Origin of the sequence: uncultured Litoreibacter sp. (assembly GCF_947501785.1) — a bacterium.
Taxonomy (GTDB): Bacteria; Pseudomonadota; Alphaproteobacteria; order Rhodobacterales; family Rhodobacteraceae; genus Litoreibacter.
Window position 1 is genome coordinate 122,590 of the sequence record NZ_CANMXB010000001.1, and the last position, 19,926, is coordinate 142,515.

At 60.7% G+C, this 19,926-nt stretch carries 19 protein-coding genes; 10 read left to right on the forward strand and 9 right to left on the reverse strand.

Features of this window, described 5'->3' with window-relative positions:
• Nucleotides 1-7 precede the first annotated feature (7 nt).
• The 6 genes from Q0899_RS00630 to Q0899_RS00655 all read left to right on the forward strand — a co-directional run bounded on the left by Q0899_RS00630 (nt 8) and on the right by Q0899_RS00655 (nt 5,393).
• Complete coding sequence (locus tag Q0899_RS00630) at nt 8-1,441, forward strand: NAD(P)(+) transhydrogenase (Re/Si-specific) subunit beta (protein WP_299190730.1); 1,434 nt, start codon at nt 8-10, stop codon at nt 1,439-1,441.
• A 182-nt stretch (nt 1,442-1,623) separates the two neighbouring features.
• Nucleotides 1,624-2,151, forward strand: coding sequence for a hypothetical protein (locus tag Q0899_RS00635; RefSeq protein WP_298292731.1), 528 nt, complete (start codon nt 1,624-1,626; stop codon nt 2,149-2,151).
• A 108-nt stretch (nt 2,152-2,259) separates the two neighbouring features.
• Nucleotides 2,260-3,126: a glutathione-dependent disulfide-bond oxidoreductase gene (yghU, locus tag Q0899_RS00640; RefSeq protein ID WP_299190732.1), complete on the forward strand. Its 867-nt coding sequence runs from the start codon at nt 2,260-2,262 to the stop codon at nt 3,124-3,126.
• 134 nt (nt 3,127-3,260) lie between these two features.
• Nucleotides 3,261-3,548, forward strand: coding sequence for a hypothetical protein (locus Q0899_RS00645; protein WP_298292727.1), 288 nt, complete (start codon nt 3,261-3,263; stop codon nt 3,546-3,548).
• A 139-nt stretch (nt 3,549-3,687) separates the two neighbouring features.
• Complete coding sequence (locus tag Q0899_RS00650; RefSeq protein WP_299195164.1) at nt 3,688-4,980, forward strand: DUF3422 family protein; 1,293 nt, start codon at nt 3,688-3,690, stop codon at nt 4,978-4,980.
• Between the two features lie 128 nt (nt 4,981-5,108).
• Entirely contained in the window at nt 5,109-5,393 is a 285-nt protein-coding gene (locus Q0899_RS00655; RefSeq protein WP_298292725.1) for a hypothetical protein, read from the forward strand.
• 70 nt (nt 5,394-5,463) lie between these two features.
• Here Q0899_RS00655 and Q0899_RS00660 read toward each other — a convergent pair whose 3' ends face one another.
• The 5 genes from Q0899_RS00660 to Q0899_RS00680 all read right to left on the reverse strand — a co-directional run bounded on the left by Q0899_RS00660 (nt 5,464) and on the right by Q0899_RS00680 (nt 11,248).
• Nucleotides 5,464-6,384 carry an ABC transporter permease gene (locus Q0899_RS00660; protein ID WP_298292723.1) on the reverse strand — a complete coding sequence of 307 codons (921 nt, stop codon included), beginning with the start codon at nt 6,382-6,384 and terminating at the stop codon, nt 5,464-5,466.
• On the reverse strand, nt 6,377-7,402 hold the full coding sequence (locus Q0899_RS00665; protein ID WP_298292721.1) for an ABC transporter permease: 1,026 nt from the start codon (nt 7,400-7,402) through the stop codon (nt 6,377-6,379). Before Q0899_RS00665 ends, Q0899_RS00660 begins: the two co-directional genes overlap by 8 nt.
• An 81-nt stretch (nt 7,403-7,483) precedes the next feature.
• Nucleotides 7,484-9,199: a peptide ABC transporter substrate-binding protein gene (locus Q0899_RS00670; protein WP_298292718.1), complete on the reverse strand. Its 1,716-nt coding sequence runs from the start codon at nt 9,197-9,199 to the stop codon at nt 7,484-7,486.
• 23 nt (nt 9,200-9,222) lie between these two features.
• Nucleotides 9,223-10,254 carry an oligopeptide/dipeptide ABC transporter ATP-binding protein gene (locus tag Q0899_RS00675; RefSeq protein ID WP_299190735.1) on the reverse strand — a complete coding sequence of 344 codons (1,032 nt, stop codon included), beginning with the start codon at nt 10,252-10,254 and terminating at the stop codon, nt 9,223-9,225.
• A complete protein-coding gene (locus Q0899_RS00680) occupies nt 10,241-11,248 on the reverse strand; it encodes an ABC transporter ATP-binding protein (RefSeq protein WP_298292714.1) in 1,008 nt (335 codons plus the stop codon). The genes Q0899_RS00675 and Q0899_RS00680 overlap by 14 nt, the downstream gene beginning before the upstream one ends.
• A gap of 226 nt (nt 11,249-11,474) precedes the next feature.
• Here Q0899_RS00680 and argE point away from each other — a divergent pair, with 226 nt between their 5' ends.
• The 3 genes from argE (at nt 11,475) to Q0899_RS00695 (ending at nt 14,458) form a co-directional block, all read left to right on the forward strand.
• Nucleotides 11,475-12,626 carry an acetylornithine deacetylase gene (gene argE, locus Q0899_RS00685; RefSeq protein WP_299190738.1) on the forward strand — a complete coding sequence of 384 codons (1,152 nt, stop codon included), beginning with the start codon at nt 11,475-11,477 and terminating at the stop codon, nt 12,624-12,626.
• An 88-nt stretch (nt 12,627-12,714) separates the two neighbouring features.
• Nucleotides 12,715-13,875, forward strand: a complete 1,161-nt coding sequence (locus tag Q0899_RS00690; protein ID WP_299190740.1) for a M20 aminoacylase family protein — start codon at nt 12,715-12,717, stop codon at nt 13,873-13,875.
• Nucleotides 13,876-14,041: 166 nt separating this feature from the next.
• Nucleotides 14,042-14,458 carry a hypothetical protein gene (locus Q0899_RS00695; protein WP_299190742.1) on the forward strand — a complete coding sequence of 139 codons (417 nt, stop codon included), beginning with the start codon at nt 14,042-14,044 and terminating at the stop codon, nt 14,456-14,458.
• A 6-nt stretch (nt 14,459-14,464) separates the two neighbouring features.
• Here the strand turns inward: Q0899_RS00695 and moaA are convergent, their stop codons facing one another.
• Nucleotides 14,465-15,469, reverse strand: a complete 1,005-nt coding sequence (gene moaA / locus Q0899_RS00700) for a GTP 3',8-cyclase MoaA (RefSeq protein WP_299190743.1) — start codon at nt 15,467-15,469, stop codon at nt 14,465-14,467.
• A gap of 97 nt (nt 15,470-15,566) precedes the next feature.
• Here moaA and Q0899_RS00705 point away from each other — a divergent pair, with 97 nt between their 5' ends.
• Nucleotides 15,567-16,076 (forward strand): hypothetical protein, encoded by a 510-nt coding sequence (locus Q0899_RS00705; protein WP_299190745.1) that lies wholly within the window; start codon nt 15,567-15,569, stop codon nt 16,074-16,076.
• Here Q0899_RS00705 and Q0899_RS00710 read toward each other — a convergent pair.
• Genes Q0899_RS00710 through glmU form a run of 3 tightly spaced genes read right to left on the reverse strand, consistent with a single transcriptional unit; the run spans nt 16,068 to nt 19,909 of the window.
• Nucleotides 16,068-16,748, reverse strand: coding sequence for a DNA alkylation repair protein (locus tag Q0899_RS00710; RefSeq protein ID WP_299190747.1), 681 nt, complete (start codon nt 16,746-16,748; stop codon nt 16,068-16,070). The genes Q0899_RS00705 and Q0899_RS00710 overlap by 9 nt on opposite strands.
• The gene (gene glmS, locus Q0899_RS00715) at nt 16,745-18,568 is read right to left on the reverse strand and encodes a glutamine--fructose-6-phosphate transaminase (isomerizing) (RefSeq protein WP_299190749.1); all 1,824 of its coding nucleotides are present in this window, start codon (nt 18,566-18,568) and stop codon (nt 16,745-16,747) included. The genes Q0899_RS00710 and glmS overlap by 4 nt, the downstream gene beginning before the upstream one ends.
• Nucleotides 18,569-19,909, reverse strand: a complete 1,341-nt coding sequence (glmU, locus tag Q0899_RS00720) for a bifunctional UDP-N-acetylglucosamine diphosphorylase/glucosamine-1-phosphate N-acetyltransferase GlmU (RefSeq protein ID WP_299190751.1) — start codon at nt 19,907-19,909, stop codon at nt 18,569-18,571.
• Between the last annotated feature and the right edge of the window lie 17 nt (nt 19,910-19,926).

Below are 19,926 nucleotides of genomic sequence, written 5' to 3' on the forward strand. Positions count from 1 at the left end.
AGGGATCATGGAATTCGGATTTACAACAGCGGCTTATGTGGTCGCAGCGGTCCTCTTCATCCTGTCGCTTGGCGGCTTGTCGGGGCAAGAAAGCGCCAAACGCGCGGTGTGGTACGGCATCGCCGGTATGGCTTTGGCCGTGCTTGCGACCTTGATCGGGCCGGGCTCGGGCTATTGGCTGTTCTCGGTCGTGCTGATCGCCCTTGGCGGCATGATCGGCTACCAACTGGCGACGCGGGTGCAGATGACCCAGATGCCGGAACTGGTCGCGGCGATGCACTCGCTGGTGGGCCTTGCGGCCGTCTTCGTGGGCTTCATCGCGCATTTTGAATTGAACCGCGTGATGGGGCTATCAGGCGACCAGCTCAATGACCTGGGCACCTTCGCAGCCCTTTTGGCCAAGAAAACAGGGGTCGAGGTATCGATCCTGCGGGTCGAGCTGTTCCTAGGCATCTTCATCGGTGCGGTGACCTTCACCGGCTCCGTCATTGCCTACGGCAAGCTGGCGGGCAAGGTGAACTCGGCGGCTGAAAAGCTGCCGGGCGGCCATATGCTGAACGCGGGCGCGGCGGCTTTGTCGCTGATCTGCCTGATCTGGTACTTCAACACCGGCGGCTTCTTCCCGCTCTTCATCATGACCTTGGCGGCGCTGTTCATCGGCTACCACCTGATCATGGGCATTGGCGGCGCGGATATGCCGGTGGTGGTGTCGATGCTGAACAGCTACTCCGGCTGGGCGGCGGCGGCGATTGGCTTCTCGCTGGGCAACGATCTGTTGATCGTGGTCGGCGCGCTGGTTGGCTCCTCTGGTGCGATCCTGTCCTACATCATGTGCAAGGCGATGAACCGGTCGTTCATCTCCGTCATTCTGGGCGGCTTCGGCGGCCCGGCGGGCGAGCAGATGGCCGTGGAAGGCGAACAGGTTGCCATTGACGCCGACGGCGTGGCGACAGCGTTGAACGAAGCGGATAGCGTCATCATCATCCCGGGCTACGGCATGGCCGTGGCGCAGGCGCAAACGGCAGTGGCTGAACTGGTGCGCAAGCTGCGCGCGCAGGGTAAGAACGTGCGTTTTGCCATCCACCCTGTGGCAGGCCGTCTGCCGGGCCACATGAACGTGCTCTTGGCGGAGGCCAAAGTGCCCTATGACATCGTGATGGAGATGGACGAGATCAACGAGGACTTCCCTGACACGGACGTTGCCATCGTGATCGGGTCCAATGACATCGTGAACCCGGCGGCGCAGGACGATCCGAACTCGCCCATCGCCGGCATGCCGGTCCTGGAATGCTGGAAGGCCAAGCAGGTGTTTGTCTCCAAACGGGGGCAGGGGACCGGTTATTCCGGCATCGAGAACCCGCTGTTCTTCAAGGACAACACGCGGATGTTCTATGGCGACGCGAAAGCGTCTTTGGATACGCTGCTGCCGAAGATCGACTAGGCTCAAGGCGCGCCCGGGGGCATTCCGGGCGCGCGTTTTGCACCTATCACCAAACTTGAGAACTATGCGCTTAGGCCAGTTGTTATCCGGTCGAATCCCGTCCATGATGCACCTAGGAAAGTGAGTTTTGTTGGCGCAATTATTTGGCCAATGCGGTTACCTTGGAAAGGATTTTGGAACCGATGTTTAAGTATATTCTTTTGTCACTGGCGATGATGACCACTGCGGTTCTCGGCCAGAGTTTCGATAAGCGGTTTTCGGAGGTCGCGGTTGGAACGACGTTTCACTACGAGCGCAACAACGGCCGGGACTACAGCCTTACCTACTTGGGCAAGAGCGGTAAGTATCACCGGGTACGCAAGGAGAGCGTGAAGGAAAACTTCATTCGCACCTATGTTTACAACGCTCAGGGCCGGCTGCATTCGATCAAGTATGACAACAGCTATACCGTGCGGTTCTCCACGAAATGCGGGGACGCGATCGGCGAATGCATCTACACGTATAAGGGTCACCCGAAATACAACGGCAAGTGGAAGAAGCGCTATTGGTATGACGGCGGTAACCTGTTGACGTCCGACACTCGGATCAACGAGGACTACAACCATGTCTACAAGGTGGAGTTTACCACCGGGAACTTCCTCAAATATGAGGAAAGAGTCAGCGGCGGAACGCCGCGCTGGACCAAGTTGGTAAGAGTGACCAACAAGTAAAGTGCGTCACAACACAACGCCTACGCGCCTGCGGCAATAGTCGCAGGCGTTTTTCGTTTGAACATCCAGCGCCGGGGCTATCTGTTAAGGGCAAAGGAGAATTGCGCCATGAAAGATGAATACACCCCCCCGAAGGTCTGGAAGTGGGAAGCTGAAAACGGCGGCGAATGGGCCAAGCTGAACCGCCCCATTGCGGGCGCCACCCATGACAAGGAATTGCCCGTCGGCAAGCACCCGCTGCAGCTTTACAGCCTTGCCACGCCGAACGGCGTCAAAGTCACCGTCATGCTCGAAGAGCTGCTGGCCGCGGGCCACACGGGCGCGGAATATGACGCCTGGCTGATCCGCATCGGCGAGGGGCATCAATTCGGGTCGGGCTTTGTGGAGATCAACCCGAACTCCAAGATCCCCGCCATGTATGACACCGAAACCAAGACGCGGGTGTTCGAGAGCGCCTCGATCCTGTTTTATCTGGCGGAAAAATTCGGCAACGCCTTCCTGCCGACCGACCTGAAGACCCGCACCGAGACCATGAACTGGCTGTTCTGGCTGCAGGGATCGGCCCCTTATCTGGGCGGCGGCTTCGGCCATTTCTACGCCTACGCGCCCTACAAGATGGAATACCCGATCGACCGTTTCACGATGGAGGCCAAGCGCCAGCTGGACGTGTTGGATCGGCATCTGGCGGAGAACGAGTATCTGGCGGGCGATACCTACACCATCGCCGACATGGCCACCTGCCCGTGGTACGGACGCACCGTCGCTGGCGAAAGCTACGATGCGGGGGAGTTCCTCGACGTGGGCATCTACAAGAACGTGTTCCGCTGGTACGAGCTGGTGTCAAACCGCCCTGCCTATAAGCGCGGAGCCATGGTGAACAAAACCTTCGGCCCGCTTGAAGGTCAGCTGCACGAGCGGCATGACGCGGGTGATTTTGACACCCAGACCCAGGACAAGCTGCAAGGCGAAACCTGATCTAAGATTAGGGGTCGGCCATGGCGAAAGCAGGATCAACGCGATCTCGAAACATGTGGCCGATCCTGAGAAGGGCGACGGAAACCGGCATCCCTCCCGTTTGATAGACACCATCAATCGAGAGGAGACCTGACATGAAGACCCTGACTTTAATCGCGACGGCCACCACTTTGGCGCTGTCCCAAGCGGCGCCGGTCTACGCGGCAAAGGGCGACGTGCTTGACCGGATCGAGGACCGTATCGACCGGCGCGAAGACCGGATTGACCGGCAAACCAATAATGGCCCGCGCGACCTGATCGAGGACCGGATTGACCGCCGCGAAAGCCGACGGGACCGCAGGGGGTTGGACAGCCCCAACTTCGTGAACCGCTGGGAGCGTCGCTCGTGGCGCCGGATCATTCGTAACAACGCGTCGGAATGACCCCAGCCCAGCGCACCCGCCTCGCGGTGCGCTGGGTCGGTATACAATTGCACACCTCTAACTCACGGATATTATTATATTTTTCTTTACTTTGGGCGAGGCATGACTAGGTTGCCCCTAGGTCAAGAAAGTCATGCCGATGCCACCTGTTGAAGATCACCCGCTGCGCTATGCTTTGGCGAATGAGCTGCACGCGCGACCGTTCCCCTCCCTGACGGCCCCATGCCACGCCGCTTTTCTGGCGATAAAACAAGAGGTTGACGCCTCGGCGCGGGACCGGGATCTGGACCGGGCGCATCTGCTGACCCTGCTGGACCGGTACGGCGCGCCGCACCCTCAGCCCGGCGCCACACATTGGTTCGGCCAGCTGGGCCGGTACGAGCTGAAATGGGAGAGCCATACCGAATTTGTGACCTACACCCTGTTTGGCGACGGCGTGGCGGACCGGCCCTTTGACGGGACAACATTTGCCGCGTTCCCCGAAGACTGGCTGGATGACGCGCCGGGCGTGCGGATGACCTCTGCCTTGGTGCGGGTCGAAAAGCACCCGGGCGACGACAAGGTCTTTGACACGCTGGGCGACTGGTTCGTGCCCGAAAGTCTGGCTTGTAGCCGGGTGCTGGATGACAGCGTCGTCATCGCGGGCGACTTCCGCATTGATGCAAGCGGGCATATGCGCTTTGCCGTCTTTGTAGGCGACGAGTGTGGCCCGCGCAGGTTGGGCCGCGTCGTGCAGCGCCTGTGCGAGATCGAGACCTACAAGTCCATGTCCATGCTGGGCCTGAGCCGTGTGCGGTCGATGGGCGGTTCGTTGACGGGCATCGACGAGACGCTGACGCACATTATGGGGCAGATGACCGGTCAGATGGCAGGGGGCACCGCGCCTGCGGACAACACCCTTGATAGCCTGCTGCAAGTGTCGTCCGAGTTGGAGGCCCTGTCAGCTAAGGCTGCCTACCGCTTTGCCGCCACCGGGGCGTATGAGACGCTGGTCAACCAGCGCATCGAGATCCTGAGGGAGGAACGCTTTCGCGGCCTGCAGACCTTCGCCGAATTTATGATGCGCCGCTTTGATCCGGCCATGCGCACCGTGAAGGCCACGGAGCGGCGGATTGCGTCCATGTCGTCGCGGGCGTCGCGCGCAAGCGATTTGCTGCGGACGCGGGTGGATGTGGAACGCTCCGCCCAGAACCAAAGCCTGCTGGAAAGCATGGACAAACGCGCCGACCTGCAGCTGCGGCTGCAAAAGACGGTCGAGGGGCTTTCCGTGGTGGCAATCAGCTACTACGCGGTCAACCTGGCGCTCTACATGGCGCAGCCCGTGGGCGACGCGGCGGGTCTGTCCAAGCTGGTGCTGGCGGCACTTCTGACGCCGGTGGTGATCCTGGGCGTCTGGTGGATGGTGCGCCGCATCCGCGACAAGATGGAATAGACCACCAATATGGGGAGCAAACCCCCCATTTTCCCCGTTTTTTCATAGATATTGACAGTAGGGTCCCTAATTGCACAATATTTAGGCGGATGTCGGAACAGGCATCCCAACAAGGGACGGAGAGACACATGGAAAATATTCTGGCACAGGTGATCGGTGGCGCAATCGGCGGGACCGCCGGCGGCAAGGTTAATCAGGGCTCCAGCATGGGCGGCATTGGCAACCTGATAGCCGGCGGCGCGGGCGGCGTTGTGGGCGGTCAGTTGCTGGGCGGTTTGCTTGGCGGGGCGGCCGGTGATGCCGGCGCAGGCATGGATATCGGCGCTATGGCCGGCAATCTGGTTGGCGGCGGCGTGGCCGGCATGGTCGTGCAGATGGTCGTCGGCATGGTCATGAAAAAGATGCGCGGCTGAGCGCAAATTTTGCGTGGGGGCCAAACTCTCGAAGAGAGTTTGGAGGCAGAGTTTCGGTGAAACTCTGCGCCTACCGCCCCCGAATGCGCGGGTCCAATGCGTCGCGCAGCCCGTCGCCCATATAGTTCACCCCCAACACCGTCAGCGAAATCATCAGCCCCGGCCAGATGGCGCGTTCGGGGTATTGCTGCAGGAAGTCGGTGCCGTCGCGCAGCAGGCGTCCCCAGGTCGGGAAGTCGGGCGGGAAGCCAAGGCCGAGGAAGCTGAGCGCGGATTCCGTGATGATCGCCGTGGCGATGCCCAAAGTGGCCGACACCATGATCGGCGACAGCACATTGGGCAGCACGTGGCGCGTGATCATGCGCCGGTTTGGCGTGCCTATGGACCGGGCGGCCAGCACGAATTCGCGTTCTTTCAGCGACAGCACGTCGCCGCGCACGATGCGCGCCGTCTGCATCCACGAGGTGATGCCGATGGCCGACACCATCAGGATGAAGATGCCGCCCTCGGGGCCAAATCTCGCCGACAGCGTTTCCCGGAACAACATGATGATAACCAGCAGAAGGGGCAGCAGCGGCAGCGCCAGAAACAGGTCGGTGGTGCGCATCAGCAGCCCGTCCAACCGCTTGAAATAGCCAGCCAACACGCCGATCAGCGTGCCCAGTAGCAAGGCGATGAACATCGCCGTCAGCCCCACGGCGAGGGACACGCGACCACCCTCCATAACGCGGGCAAAGGTGTCGCGGCCCAGCTGGTCGGTGCCCATCGGGTGGCCCCAGCTGGGACCCTGGTTGCGGGATCGGATGTCGATGGTGGTGGCGTCATAGGGCCACAGCATCGGGCCGAAGATCACCCCGAACAGGATGATGGCAAAGAAGATCGCGCCCAGCATCGCGCCCTTGTGGGACTTGAACTGGTCCCAGACGTCCCACCATTGGCTGCGGGCGGGTTTGCGAATTTCGGCTGGTGTTTCCGCGGGTGTATCAGTCATAGCGAATCCTCGGGTCCAGCAGGCCGTAGAGCACGTCCGCCACAAGGTTGAAGAGCACGATCAGGATGGCGAAGATGAAGGTCAGCGTCTGCACCGTCGGCACGTCGCCGCCCTGAATGGCGATGATCAGCAGCTGGCCCAGCCCGTTCACCTTGAACACCTGCTCGGTGATGATGGCGCCGCCGAAAATGCCGGGGATACCCAGCGCGATGACGGTGACAACGGGGATCATCGAGTTGCGCAGCACATGCAGCATCACCACCGACCGTTCGCGCACGCCCTTGGCCCGCGCGGTGCGCACATAATCCTGCCCCAGATTGTCCAGCATGGAGGCGCGCGCAAAGCGCGAGATCTGCGCGGTGATCTGCAACGCCAGCACCATGACCGGCATGATCATCTGTCGGAACTGGTATTTGAAGCTTTCCCAATCCACGACGCGGTGGGTGGTGTCGTAGATCGACGGCAGCCACCAGAAGCTGTCATTGGGGATCATCACCGAGAAGATCACGATCACCAGCACGCCGGAGAAGAAGGGCGGCACCGAAAAGCCCACCATCGAGATGAACGTGCCGAACTGGTCGAAGATCGAATATTGTTTGTAGGCCGAATAGATGCCGATGGGCACGGCCAGGAGGATGCCCACGACATAGGCCGTGCCTACCACCCACAAGGTCTGCGGCATGCGCTGCCAGATCAGGTCCATGACGGGGGAGCGGGTCTGGTAGGAGATCAGGCGCACCTCGCCTTCGGTGCCGAGATCCCAGCCAAACCAGCCCTCCAGCGCGATGCGCGGCTCCAGCCAGAAGAACTGTTTGAGCCAGAGAAAATATTGCACCGGCAGCGGTTCGTTGACGCCCAGCGCCTCGCGGATCTTCTCGCGGACGTCCGAGGGGATGGTCAGCGGCAGGTTCGAGGTCGGGTCGGACGGGCTCAGCTTCACAATCAGGAAGATGATGAAAGAGATGAACAGAAGCGTCGGGATCGTCAGGATCAACCGGCGGATCGTGTAGGTGAGCATGGCAGACGCCTCGGTTCAGGTCTTTAGATTGAGGGGTAGGGCGGGGTTAACCCCGCCTTACCGGTTGTTTTCAACGCAGGCTTATTCGCCGATGCGGTACCAGTCTGCGACATTCCACAGCTCGGAATCCCAGACGTTCAGCACCACGCCGCCCAGCGAGTTGGCATGGGCAGACAGACGACCGCGGTGAACCAGCGGGATCATGCCGCCGTTTTCAACGATGATGTCGTTCAGGCGTTTGCCGATCTCGGCGCGGGCCTCAAGGCCGGCGGTCGATGTCAGCTCTTTGTGCAGCGCATCAAACTCTTCGTTACAGAAGCGCGAGATGTTTTCACCCTGCCACTGCGTGGCTGGCGAAGGCGCCTTGTCGCACAGGCCGTTGCCCAGATAGGACTGCGGGTCGGTGCCGTTGAAGGTGTTGGCGTACATTTCCACATCCGCGTAGAACTTCTGGAATGTGTCTGGCGACGCCGCGTCGCCGCCGAAGAAGACCGACGCGTCGATGTTGCGCAGCTCAGCTTCGATGCCGATTTCCGACCACCACTGCTTGATCAGGGCCTGGAAGTCCTGACGCACCGCGTTGGTGGAGGTCTGGTAGACCACTTTCAAAGGCACACCGTCCTTCTCACGCACGCCATCACCATTGGTGTCGGTGATGCCCGCTTCGTCCAACATTGCGTTCGCACCGGCGATATCTTGCGTGGCGCAGTCAAACGTGTCGGATGCGAAAGCCGCAGGCGCAGGCACCCAGTTACAGCCGACCTTGCCGGCTTTGCCGTAGCCGATCTCGACCAGCAGTGGGCGGTCGATGGCCAGCGACATGGCTTTGTAGACCGCCGGGTCACCCAGGAACGGGTGCGGGCGCACGACAGAGCGCTCATCCGGGCCAAGCGCCGGATCGGGGTTGGTGTTGTTGAGCATGATGCGCTCCACCAGCGGGCCGAAGCCTGCAACGGGCGTGCCTTTGCCGCCAGCTTCCATGGACGCGATCACGTCGGGGGCCAGCTGCAGGTTCCAGGCGTAGTCAAACTCGCCGGTTTCCATCACCGCACGGCCAGCGGCCGTTGCGTCGCCGCCGCCTTTGAACGTCACGGACGCGAAGGCGGGCTTGCCCTCGTGGCGGAAGTTCTCGTTGGCCGCCATGGTGATAACGTCATTCGGCTTGAACTCGGTCACAGTGAACGGGCCGGTGCCAATTGGGTTGAAGTTCTGCTCCGTACAGGTGGAGGCCGCGGCACCCACACAATCGGCAAACTGTGCCGCTTGCAGGATCGGGCTCTCGCCGCCGACAAATGGCCCGTATGGGAACGGGGTCGGCTTGTCGAAGGTCACTTTGACGGTCAGGTCGTCCACGGCTTCCACATTGGTGACGCCTTCGAACTTGGTCGCCTGCGCGCAGCCGCCTTCGGGGTTCATGCAATAGTCGGCGGTGAACTTGACGTCGGCTGAGGTGAACGGCGTGCCGTCCGACCAGGTGATGCCCGGCGTGATGTTCCAGGTGATCGAGGTTAGGTCCTCGGACACGCCGCCATTGTCGACGGTTGGAATGCTGTCGACCAGCCACGCAACCAGTTCGCCATTTTCGTTGTAGCGGGCCAGCGGCTCGATGATCATCGAGGCGGATTCAACGTCCTTGGTGCCGCCTGACAGGAACGGGTTCAGGATGGATGGCGCTTGCCAATAGATGATGGAAACGTTGCCGTCACGGCCGCGTTCGCCTTCATGGCCGTCAGCAAATGCCATTGGCGATGTCGCCAGCAATGCTGCGGCGCCCAGTAGGGCTGTTCTTAGTTTCATTGGTAGTCTCCCAGTTTGGTTGCTCATAAGTCCTCGGCTGTCGCCTTGACGGCGCTCTCGTTTACGTTGTCGTAATGGTGGCAGGACACGAAGCGGCCCGGCAGGACCTCCCGGAATTCCGGCTCTTCGCGTTTGCAAATGTCCATGACCGCCGGGCAGCGGGTGCAGAAGTTGCAGCCCGTGGGCGGGTTCGATGGGGAAGGCACGTCGCCCGTCAAAATCACCCGTTCCACGGTGCTTTCCACGCTGGGATCGGGTTCCGGCACGGCTGACAGCAGCGCTTTGGTGTAGGGGTGCAGCGGCTCGGCGTAAATGTCGTCGCGTGGGGCCAGTTCGACGATGCGGCCCAGATACATGACGGCGACGCGGTCGGCGATGTGGCGCACCATGGACAGGTCATGCGAGATGAACAGGTAGGTCAGCCCAAGGCTGTCCTGCAGCTCTTCCAGCAGATTCACCACCTGCGCCTGAATGGACACGTCCAACGCGGCAATCGGCTCGTCGCAGACGATAAATTTGGGGTTCAGCGCAAGCGCGCGGGCAATCCCGATCCGCTGCCGCTGCCCGCCGGAAAACTCGTGGCTGTACCGTTTCGCAAAGTCGCGGTTCAGCCCGACCTGGTCCATCAGCTCGGCCACCCGGTCCTCGCGTTGCAGCTTGGTCATTTTCAGATGCTCGCGCAGGGGTTCCGCAATGATCTCGCCCACGGTCATGCGCGGATTGAGGGACGCCTGCGGGTCCTGGAAAATCATCTGCATGGTGGGCCGCATCTTGCGCAGCTGCTCGGGGTTGGCATGGGCGATGTCGTAGTCGTCAATCTTGACGGTGCCGTCGGTCAGCTCGTACAGGCGCAGCAGCGCGCGCCCCACGGTGGATTTGCCGCAGCCGCTTTCGCCCACCAGCCCAAGCGTCTCGCCTTCCTGAATGTCGAACGAGATGTCGTCCACCGCCTTCACCTCGCCAACCCGCCGCCGCAACAGCCCGCCGTAGATCGGGAAGTGCATCTTCAGCTGGTCTACCGAGACCAGCGGTTTCTTCGCGTTATCGAGTGGCATGCGGCCCCCCGGTGGTGAAATCAAAATGGCAGGCGGCGTCATGGGATGGGCCAACCTCGCGGCGCAGCGGGTTTTCGTCGTTGCAGCGGTCAAAGCGGAACGGGCAGCGGTCGCGGAATGGGCAGGCCTCGGGCGCGCCTGCCAAAATCGGCGGCTGGCCTTCGATGACATTCAGTTTCTCGGCGCGTTCGCCGCGCACCGATGGAATGGTCTGCAAAAGCGCGCGCGTGTAGGGGTGCTGCGGGTTGCCGAACAGTTCGCGCACGGGGGCCTGTTCGACCACCTGTCCGCCATACATCACCATCACGCGGTCGGCGATGCCGGCGATCACGCCCAGATCATGGGTGATCCAGACAATCGCCATGCCCAGCTTTTCACGCAGGTCTTTGACCAGCTCGATGATCTGCGCCTGAATGGTCACGTCCAGCGCCGTTGTCGGCTCGTCTGCAATCAGCACCTTGGGGTCGCACGCCAATGCAATCGCGATCATCACCCGCTGTCGCATGCCGCCGGAAAACTGGTGTGGGAAGTCCTTCAGCCGCCGCGCGGCGTCGGGGATGCCCACCAATTCAAGCAGCTCAACCGCGCGGGCGCGGGCGTCGGTCTTGTTCATCCCCATATGGATGCGCAGCGGCTCCATGATCTGGTAGCCCACGTTGAACACCGGGTTCAAAGACGTCATCGGGTCCTGAAACACGAACCCAATCTTGCCGCCGCGCACGTGGCGCAAATCGTTGGGGTTGATCTTCAGCAGGTCCTCGCCGTCCAGCAAGACCTGCCCTTCACGCACATCGGCGGGCGGCGACGGCAGCAGCCCAATGAGCGACATCATGGTCACCGATTTGCCGGAGCCGGATTCGCCGACAACGCCCAAAAGTTCCCCGGGTTTGACGTCAAAGCTGACAGAATTAACGGCGTGAACCTCACCCCCGCGGGTTTTGAACACGGTCTTCAAGTCTTTCACATCAAGGACTGGCAGAGCCCCGTCTGGCATGTAGTTCCCCCTGTTGGCCCTATATGTAGCGTCGTTATCGCGCGCCAGGTGCCGTTCGTAAGCCCCGACGTTAACACGGTAAAATGTTTCGGCAACGCCTTTTTCCCGTACCTTGCGTCAGGTCCGGGCATGTGTCTATTTCTTACGCGTTTCGGCGGCTGCTTGACCTTTTTGGTGCTGCGGCTCACGGTCCGGTATAACATTATTTCGCCCGGGGAGGTACCACGTGGACGCACGCGCACTCATGGACAAGCTGGTCTCGTTTCCGACTGTCAGCAATGTCAGCAACCTCGATTTGATCGACTGGGTTGAGGAATATCTAGCTGGGCATGGGGTCAAAGCGACGCGCGTCTACAATGACGACCGCACCAAGGCCAATCTCTATGCCAATGTCGGACCCGAGGTTGAGGGCGGGGTGATTCTGTCCGGCCACACCGATGTTGTCCCGGTTGAGGGGCAGGCCTGGGACACCGATCCATTCGTGGTCACCCAGAAGGGTGACAAGCTGTATGGCCGCGGCACCTGCGACATGAAGGGCTTCGACGCGCTTGCGTTATCCGCTGTGCCGCTGGCCCTGGAACGTGGTGTCAAACGCCCGATCCAGATCGCCCTGTCCTATGACGAAGAGGTCGGCTGCATCGGCGCGCCCTTCATGATTGCCGAGATGCGCAAACATATGCCTGCGGCTTCCGCCGCGATCATTGGCGAGCCGTCGATGATGAAAACCGTCTCCGGCCATAAGGGCGGCTACGGGTGGTGGATCCATATGCACGGGTTCGAGGTGCATTCCTCGCTGATGCACACCGGGGTTAACGCGATCATGGAAGGGGCGCGGTTGATCAGCTGGGCCAATGACCTGAATGACGAAATTCGCGCCAGAACCCCCTCCGATGTCGCCGCGCAGTTTGAACCGCCTTTCACCACCGCCCACACCGGAATGATCTCCGGCGGCACGGCGCATAACATCACCGCCAAGGATTGCGAGTTCGGCATCGATTTCCGCCTCGTCCCCGGCGACGACATCGCCGACTATCGGGACCGCTTGTTTGCCAAAGTGGCCGAGGTCGAAGCACAGATGCAGGCCGTTGTGCCGCAAACCCGCATCGAAATCGAACAACGCTTTCAAGTCCCACCCTTGCAGCCGGAAGAAGAGGGCGCAGCCGAAAGCCTGGTGCGCCAGCTGACTGGCGACAACGGCACCCATGTCGTCAGCTACGGCACCGAGGCCGGGCAGTTTCAGGAAAAAGACTACTCGGCCATCATCTGCGGCCCGGGCGACATCGCGCAGGCGCATCAGCCAAATGAGTTTATCTCAGCCGATCAATTCCGGCAGGGTGAAGAGTTTATCTCAAAACTGGTTGACCATCTGGTCGATTAACCCATCTTAAAGAAGAACGTATGGACGCGGTCTATACGCTTTCTCTACGAAAACCAGACACCGATTTTGTCCCTGAAAGGACCGCCAAATGCCCGTCAAAAACCGCTTTTCCGAAATGCTGTCAGAGATCACCGAATGGCGCCGTGACATCCACGAAAATCCGGAAATTCTGTTCGAGACGCACCGCACCTCCGCGCTGGTGGCCGAGAAGCTGAAAGAGTTCGGCTGCGACGAGATTGCCACCGGCATTGGCCGCACAGGGGTCGTCGGCGTCATCAAGGGCAAGTCCAATAAGTCAGGCAAAACCATTGGCTTGCGCGCCGACATGGATGCTTTGCCGATCTTCGAAGCGACGGGTCTGGATTACGCCTCCAAGACCCCCGGCGCGATGCATGCCTGCGGCCATGACGGCCACACCGCGATGCTGTTGGGGGCCGCGAAGTATTTGTCCGAGACCCGCAATTTCGACGGCACCGTGGTGGTGATTTTCCAACCCGCCGAAGAAGGCGGCGGCGGCGGCCGCGAGATGTGCGAAGACGGCATGATGGACCGTTTCAAAATCGACGAAGTCTACGGCATGCACAACTGGCCCGGCAAACCGGTGGGCAGTTTTGCCATCCGCCCCGGTGCGTTCTTTGCGGCCACAGATACGTTTGAAATCAAGGTGGTAGGCAAGGGCGGCCATGCCGCCAAACCGCAGGAAACCATCGACACAACCGTCATGGCTTCGCATTTGGTGATCGCTTTGCAGACGCTTGTGTCGCGCAACTCCGACCCGGTTCAGCAGATGGTGGTTTCCGTCACATCCTTTGAAACCGAGAGCAAAGCTTTCAACGTCATCCCCGAAACCGTCACGGTCAAAGGCACCGTGCGCACCATGTCCACCGAGATGCGCGACCTCGCAGCAAAACGCTTGCCGGAAATCGCCGAAGGCGTCGTCCAGACCTTCGGCGGGACGATGGATGTGAACTACATGATGGGCTATCCGGTCATGGTCAACCACGAGGAACAAACAGAATTCGCTGCCTCTGTCGCCTCTAAGGTTTCGGGCAATTGCGAGGATGCACCATTGGTGATGGGCGGCGAGGATTTCGCCTTCATGCTCGAAGAACGCCCCGGCGCCTACATTCTGGTCGGCAACGGCGACACTGCGCCGGTGCACCACCCCGAATACAATTTCAACGACGAGACCATTCCTGCGGGCTGTTCTTGGTGGGCGGGGATTGTGGAGGAGCGGCTGGCAAGCTAGTCAGTCAGCCCTCTCTTGCCCGGCATCGCTGTGGTGCGGGCAAGAGGGCTGACAAAGTTCCTAAAAACGCCCGTTTCGGCGTTGACCTTCGCTACCTTATTGGTACCTATGAGATTGAAAGTTATTTTTATTTCAAGAGGTTAAGATGAGATTTGGTTATGTTATTGTGGCCGCGCTGATTGCCGCGTTTTTTTCGTCACCGGCCCTAAGCCAGACAAAAGTGTCGCGCTCGGTGACGGTCGATGAGGATTTTCAGTCGGCAAACCTGCGGTGGAACAACGCAACTGCTGGTGGGTACGATGCGCTCGTTGCCCTAAAGGGCGATCGCGGCGTAATTGAGCTTTGCGGCGTCGGCGTCGTGACAAACATTCAGCTGAGTTCTTCCATCAAAAACAGTCTACGCGGCGGGACCTTGAAGATTAACGGCAAGACCGTGGTCAAAGACTTTAGTTTCTTTGCAAAAGCCAAGTCAGCTCGTGCGCTCAAAAAGGCGAATGCGAATTGCGTCTCAACCGGCGTGAAGTCATCGACCAAGATCAATGACATTAGCCTAGATTACGGTGATGGGACCTTCCGCAACTAAGCGTAATTACCCGCCCGTATGGCTCATATGGCGGGTCATCTGCCCGCCAAGCTCCTGGCGGGAATAGTCAAAGTCGTGGCCCTTGGGTTTCAGCCCAATGGCCGCGCGAATGGCCTCTTCCAATGGTGCGTCCGCCTCTGAGCTGCGCAAAGGCGCGCGCAGGTCGGATTTCCCTTCCTGCCCAAGACAAGTGTAAATCTCACCTGTGCAGGTCACTCGCACCCGGTTGCAGCTTTCGCAGAAGTTATGGGTTAACGGCGTGATCAACCCGATCCGCTGCCCGGTCTCTTCCAGCCGCATATAACGCGCCGGCCCGCCGGTGCGATCGGACAGGTCGGTCAGTGTAAACTCTTCGGCCAGCTTGGCGCGCAGGTCTTGTAGTGACCAATATTGACCGATGCGGTTCTCGTTGCCGATATCGCCCATCGGCATGACCTCGATAAAGGTCAAATCCATCCCCAGATCAGCGCACCATGCGGCCAGATCAAACAGCTCGTCCTCGTTGAAATCCTTCAACGCGACCACGTTGATCTTGACCTTCAACCCGGCCTTCAAAGCCGCGTCGACGCCACGCAACACCTGCGGCAGGCGGCCCCAGCGGGTGATCTCGGCGAATTTATCTTCGTTCAGCGTATCGAGCGAGATGTTCACCCGCCGCACGCCAGCCGCATAAAGATCATCGGCGAAACGTTCCAGCTGCGAGCCGTTTGTGGTCAGCGTCAGCTCTTTCAAAGCACCGGTTTCCAGATGCCGCGACATGCTGTCGAAAAATGTCATGATGCCGCGCCGCACCAAAGGCTCACCACCCGTGATCCGTAGCTTCTCAACACCCAGACGGATGAAGCTGGAACACAGGCGGTCCAGCTCCTCCAGCGACAACAGCTCCTTCTTGGGAAGGAACGTCATATTCTCCGACATGCAATAGACGCAGCGAAAATCGCAGCGGTCTGTCACCGACAGGCGCAGGTAGGTGATGGCACGTTGGAATGGGTCGATCAGCGGCGCAGTCATGCGGTGACCCTAGCTGCGGCGAAGAAGCGCCACAAGGCGCAGTTCGCGCGTTGATGCGTTTGTGAATTCCGCATACGCTGCGCCCATGATGTCCAAAATGCGCTCTTTTGCCCCGCTATCGCTATGTCTGATCCTTGCTGCCTGTGGCGGCGAATTCAAAAACCCGTTTGATCAAAGCGAAACGCCGGAGCCGATTATCGTCGAAGACGTGCCGTTGGACGCAACAGATGGCGCGATTGAGGCACCGTCCACCGAAGCAGGCCCGATCGAGGTCGGCACGACGGGGGGCACGGATGCTGCCGCGCTCGACACCGCAACAGAGGCAGAGAAGGAGGCGGTGACGAATGTGCCCGCCCCGGTTAGCGGCTTCCTGGGCGAGACGGTCGCGGCTTTGGGCGACCCGACCAAACCCGGCTTCTGGCTGAAAACGCCCTTGGTCACGGAGGAGCAGGAAGGCCGCATCGAACGTGTCGGCGGCGCGGTCGCACAGGTCACGCTGATCCCACTGGAAGGCGGGGCGGGTGGCAGCCAGATCTCGCTGTCTGCCATGCGCGCGCTGGATATCGGGCTGACCGATCTGGCCACGCTGAAAGTCTACTCAAACTAGCTTGCGCGCTGCCTCTTTGGCGGCAAAGGGCTTCATTTTGTCGCCATACGTATCCAGAAACGCCCGGGCGCGGTCTGGGTCATGTTTGGACAATTCTCGCAGCCACCAGGCCACGGCCTTCTGGATGAACCATTCGGGGTCATCAACATATGTGGCAGCCCAACCCAGCACGCGGTCGCGTATCTCCAGCTCCTGCGGTTTGGGGTGGTTTTGTTTGGTCCAGGGCAGGGTGATCACCAGTGCCGCACGGCGCGTCCACATATGGTCCGAGCGGTGCCACGCCTCGATCTCATCCACCCGCGAAGGGTCCCACACCAGCCGCTTTTGACCTGCCATACACGCGTGATCCGCCACGGCCCAGGCGTCAAAATCGGGCACCCACGAGGTGATAAGCGCCCAAGCCGACTGATCCGACGGGCGCAGCCGCGCCTGCGTCAGCAGCTTTGCAGCCAGAACGCGGGCTTCATGGGTGTTGGTGTCCCAAAGGGCGGCGGACAGTGCCACGCGCTCTTCCACATCCATCAAAGGGCGCCAGGTTTTGGAAAGCTGGTCCAGGGCCGGGTTGGCCACGCCAAGGTAGCGTCGGTCCACCTTGTGATACGCCGCCATCTCAGCGGCTTTCGCCGCGTCTCCCAACGCTTCCAGCTCCGCAATGGCAGCAGCGGGGGTCATTCGACGGTGACGGATTTGGCAAGGTTGCGCGGCTGGTCCACATCCGTGCCCTTGGCCACGGCTGCGTGGTAGCTCAGCAATTGGGCGGGGACGGCGTACAGGATCGGTGCGAGGAACGGGTCGCAATTGGGCATGACGATGCCTTCCCACACGCCGTCTGATGCGGTCTTGGCCCCGTCGCTGTCGGTGATCAGTACCACCTTGCCGCCGCGCGCCATGACTTCCTGCATGTTGGAGATGGTCTTGTCGAAAAGCTCGTCCATCGGGGCCATGACCACCACCGGCATCTTCTTGTCGATCAGCGCAATGGGGCCGTGCTTCAGCTCGCCTGATGCGTAACCTTCGGCGTGTATGTAGCTGATTTCTTTCAGCTTCAATGCGCCTTCGAGCGCCAGCGGGTACATCGGCCCGCGCCCAAGATAGATGGCGTCCGTGGCCGTGGCGACCTTGCGGGCCACTGATTTGATCACCGGCTCCAACGCCAGGGCCTGATTGATCAGGCCCGGCATGTTGCGCAGGTCGGCCAGCTTTTGCGCAAGGCCCGCGTCGTCCAGATGCCCGCGCTGATGCGCGGCTTTCAGTGCCAGCAGCGCCAACACCGTCAATTGGCAGGTGAACGCTTTGGTGGAGGCCACGCCGATCTCGGTCCCTGCCATGATCGGCAGGGCCAGATCGCTTTCCCGTGCGATGGAACTTTCCGGCACGTTCACGACGGACAGGATTTTCGCGGCGCGCTCAGTCGCGTAGCGTAGCGCGGCCAGCGTGTCGGCGGTCTCACCGGATTGGGACACGAATAACGCAAATGATTTGTCCGAGATCGGCGGCTTGCGGTAGCGGAATTCCGAGGCGATATCGACCTCGACCGGCAGCTCGGCCAGCTGCTCGAACCAGTATTTGGCGACTTGGCAGGCGATGAAGGCGGTGCCGCAGGCGACCATGGTAATGCGGTCGCAGGCGGTGAAGTCCAACTCGCCGCCGGGCAAGGTGATCGTGTCGCCTGCGCCGCCCGTGTAGGCGGCAATCGCGTCGGCCAGCACGACCGGCTGCTCGGCAATCTCCTTGGCCATGAAATGCTTGTGGCCGCCCTTTTCAATCTGCGCATTGTCGAGCCGGATCTTTTTGGCTTTGCGGTTCGCCAGCCGGCCCTCGACATCGTAAATCTCCACCGAGGTGCGGGTCAGAATGGCGCGGTCGCCTTCCTCCAGATAGGTGACGCGGTCGGTCATGGGGGCAAGCGCAATCGCGTCAGAGCCCACAAACATCTCGCCCTCGCCATGGCCCACAGCAAGGGGGGAGCCCTTGCGCGCCGCGATCATCAAATCGTCTTCGCCATGAAACAGGAAACACAGCGCAAATGCGCCTTCCAGCCGGGCAATCGTCTTCTCAGTCGCCACCTGCGGGCTGTCGCCGCCATCCATGTAGTGCCGCGTCAGAAGGGCAATGGTTTCGGTGTCGGTGTCCGTTTCAAACGAGAAGCCATTTGCGGCAAGTTCTTCGCGTAACTCTTTGAAATTTTCGATAATTCCGTTGTGCACTACGGCGACAGGGCCGGATTGATGCGGGTGTGCATTCGCCGTGTTCGGCGCGCCATGCGTGGCCCAGCGGGTGTGGCCAATACCGGACTTGCCAGCCAGCGGCTCATGGACCAACAAGTCCGACAGGTTCACCAGTTTGCCAACGGCGCGGCGGCGATCCAGCACGCCGTTATTGACCGTCGCGATGCCTGCGCTGTCATAGCCGCGATATTCCAGCCGCTTGAGGGATTCCACCAGAATGGGGGCGACCTCATGTTTGCCAAGAACTCCAACAATTCCGCACATTTATCTGTCCCTCTTCATCTTCTTGGCGCGCAATACCTGCATCAGCTTGCGGGCAAATCCGGGTTTGTTTTGGGCCTCGACGCGGCCTATGGCCAAAGCGCCGTCCGGCACGTCCTTGGTCACCACGGTGCCCGACGCGGTCATGCTTTCGTCACCCATCTTCACGGGCGCAACCAGCAACGTGTTCGACCCCACGAAGCTCCGCGCCCCGATCTCGGTGCGATGCTTCATAACGCCGTCATAGTTGCAGGTGATGGTGCCCGCGCCGATATTGGCGGCTTCGCCCACGGATGCGTCGCCCACGTAGGAGAGGTGGTTCACCTTTGCGCCCTCGGCGATGGTGGCGTTCTTGATTTCCACGAAATTGCCGATGCGCGCTTTGGCCGCGAGATCCGCGCCGGGCCGCAGCCGCGCGAAGGGACCGATTTGCGCGTCAGGGCCGACATGGGAGCCTTCCAAATGACAAAATGCGCGTATCTCTGCGCCCGCATCGACAGTGACGCCCGGCCCGAAGACCACGTTCGGCCCCACCCACGCATCCGCGGCAATCGCGGTGTCATGGCTGAAATAGACCGTCGCAGGCTCTGCCAAGGTCACCCCATTGGTCATTGCTGTGACGCGGGCGTTGCGTTGAAACACCGCCTCCGCTTCCGCCAGCTGCACCCGGGAATTGATGCCCATCGTTTCTTCTTCAAGGCATGTCACCACCTTGGCGCTCATGCCAGAGGAGGTCGCCAATCCGACCACATCCGTCAGGTAGTATTCGCCACTGGCATTGTCGTTGCCAACGTTGGACAGCAAGTTGAATAATGTCGCGCAATCCGCTGAAATCACACCAGAATTGCAGAGACGTATCTCCAGCTCATCAGGGGAGGCATCTTTCGCCTCCACAATCCGCATCAGCGCGTCGCCTTCAACAACCAACCGACCGTATTTTTCGGGATCGGCCGTCTCAAACCCAAGCACGGTGACGTCGGCATCGCTGTCGCTCATGCGCGCCAAGGTCTCCGGCGAAATGAACGGCGTGTCGCCGTATAAAACGATGACCTGACCCTCAAAGCCGTCCAAGGCGTCCCGCGCCTGATCGACCGCGTGGCCAGTGCCAAGCTGCTCGGTCTGGCGGACGCAAACGGCAGACGGGTCCAAACCGGCAACCACCGCTTCCACAGCCTCAGCCCCATGACCCGTCACCACAACGGTGCGGGCAGGCGACAGCGCAGCGCCTGAACGCATGGCATGCCCGATCAAAGGCAGCCCGGCCACCTCGTGCAGCACTTTAGGCTTGGAGGATTTCATTCTGCTGCCCATGCCTGCGGCCAGAATGACGAGTGCGGTTTGCATTGTTGCTTTCCTTGTCT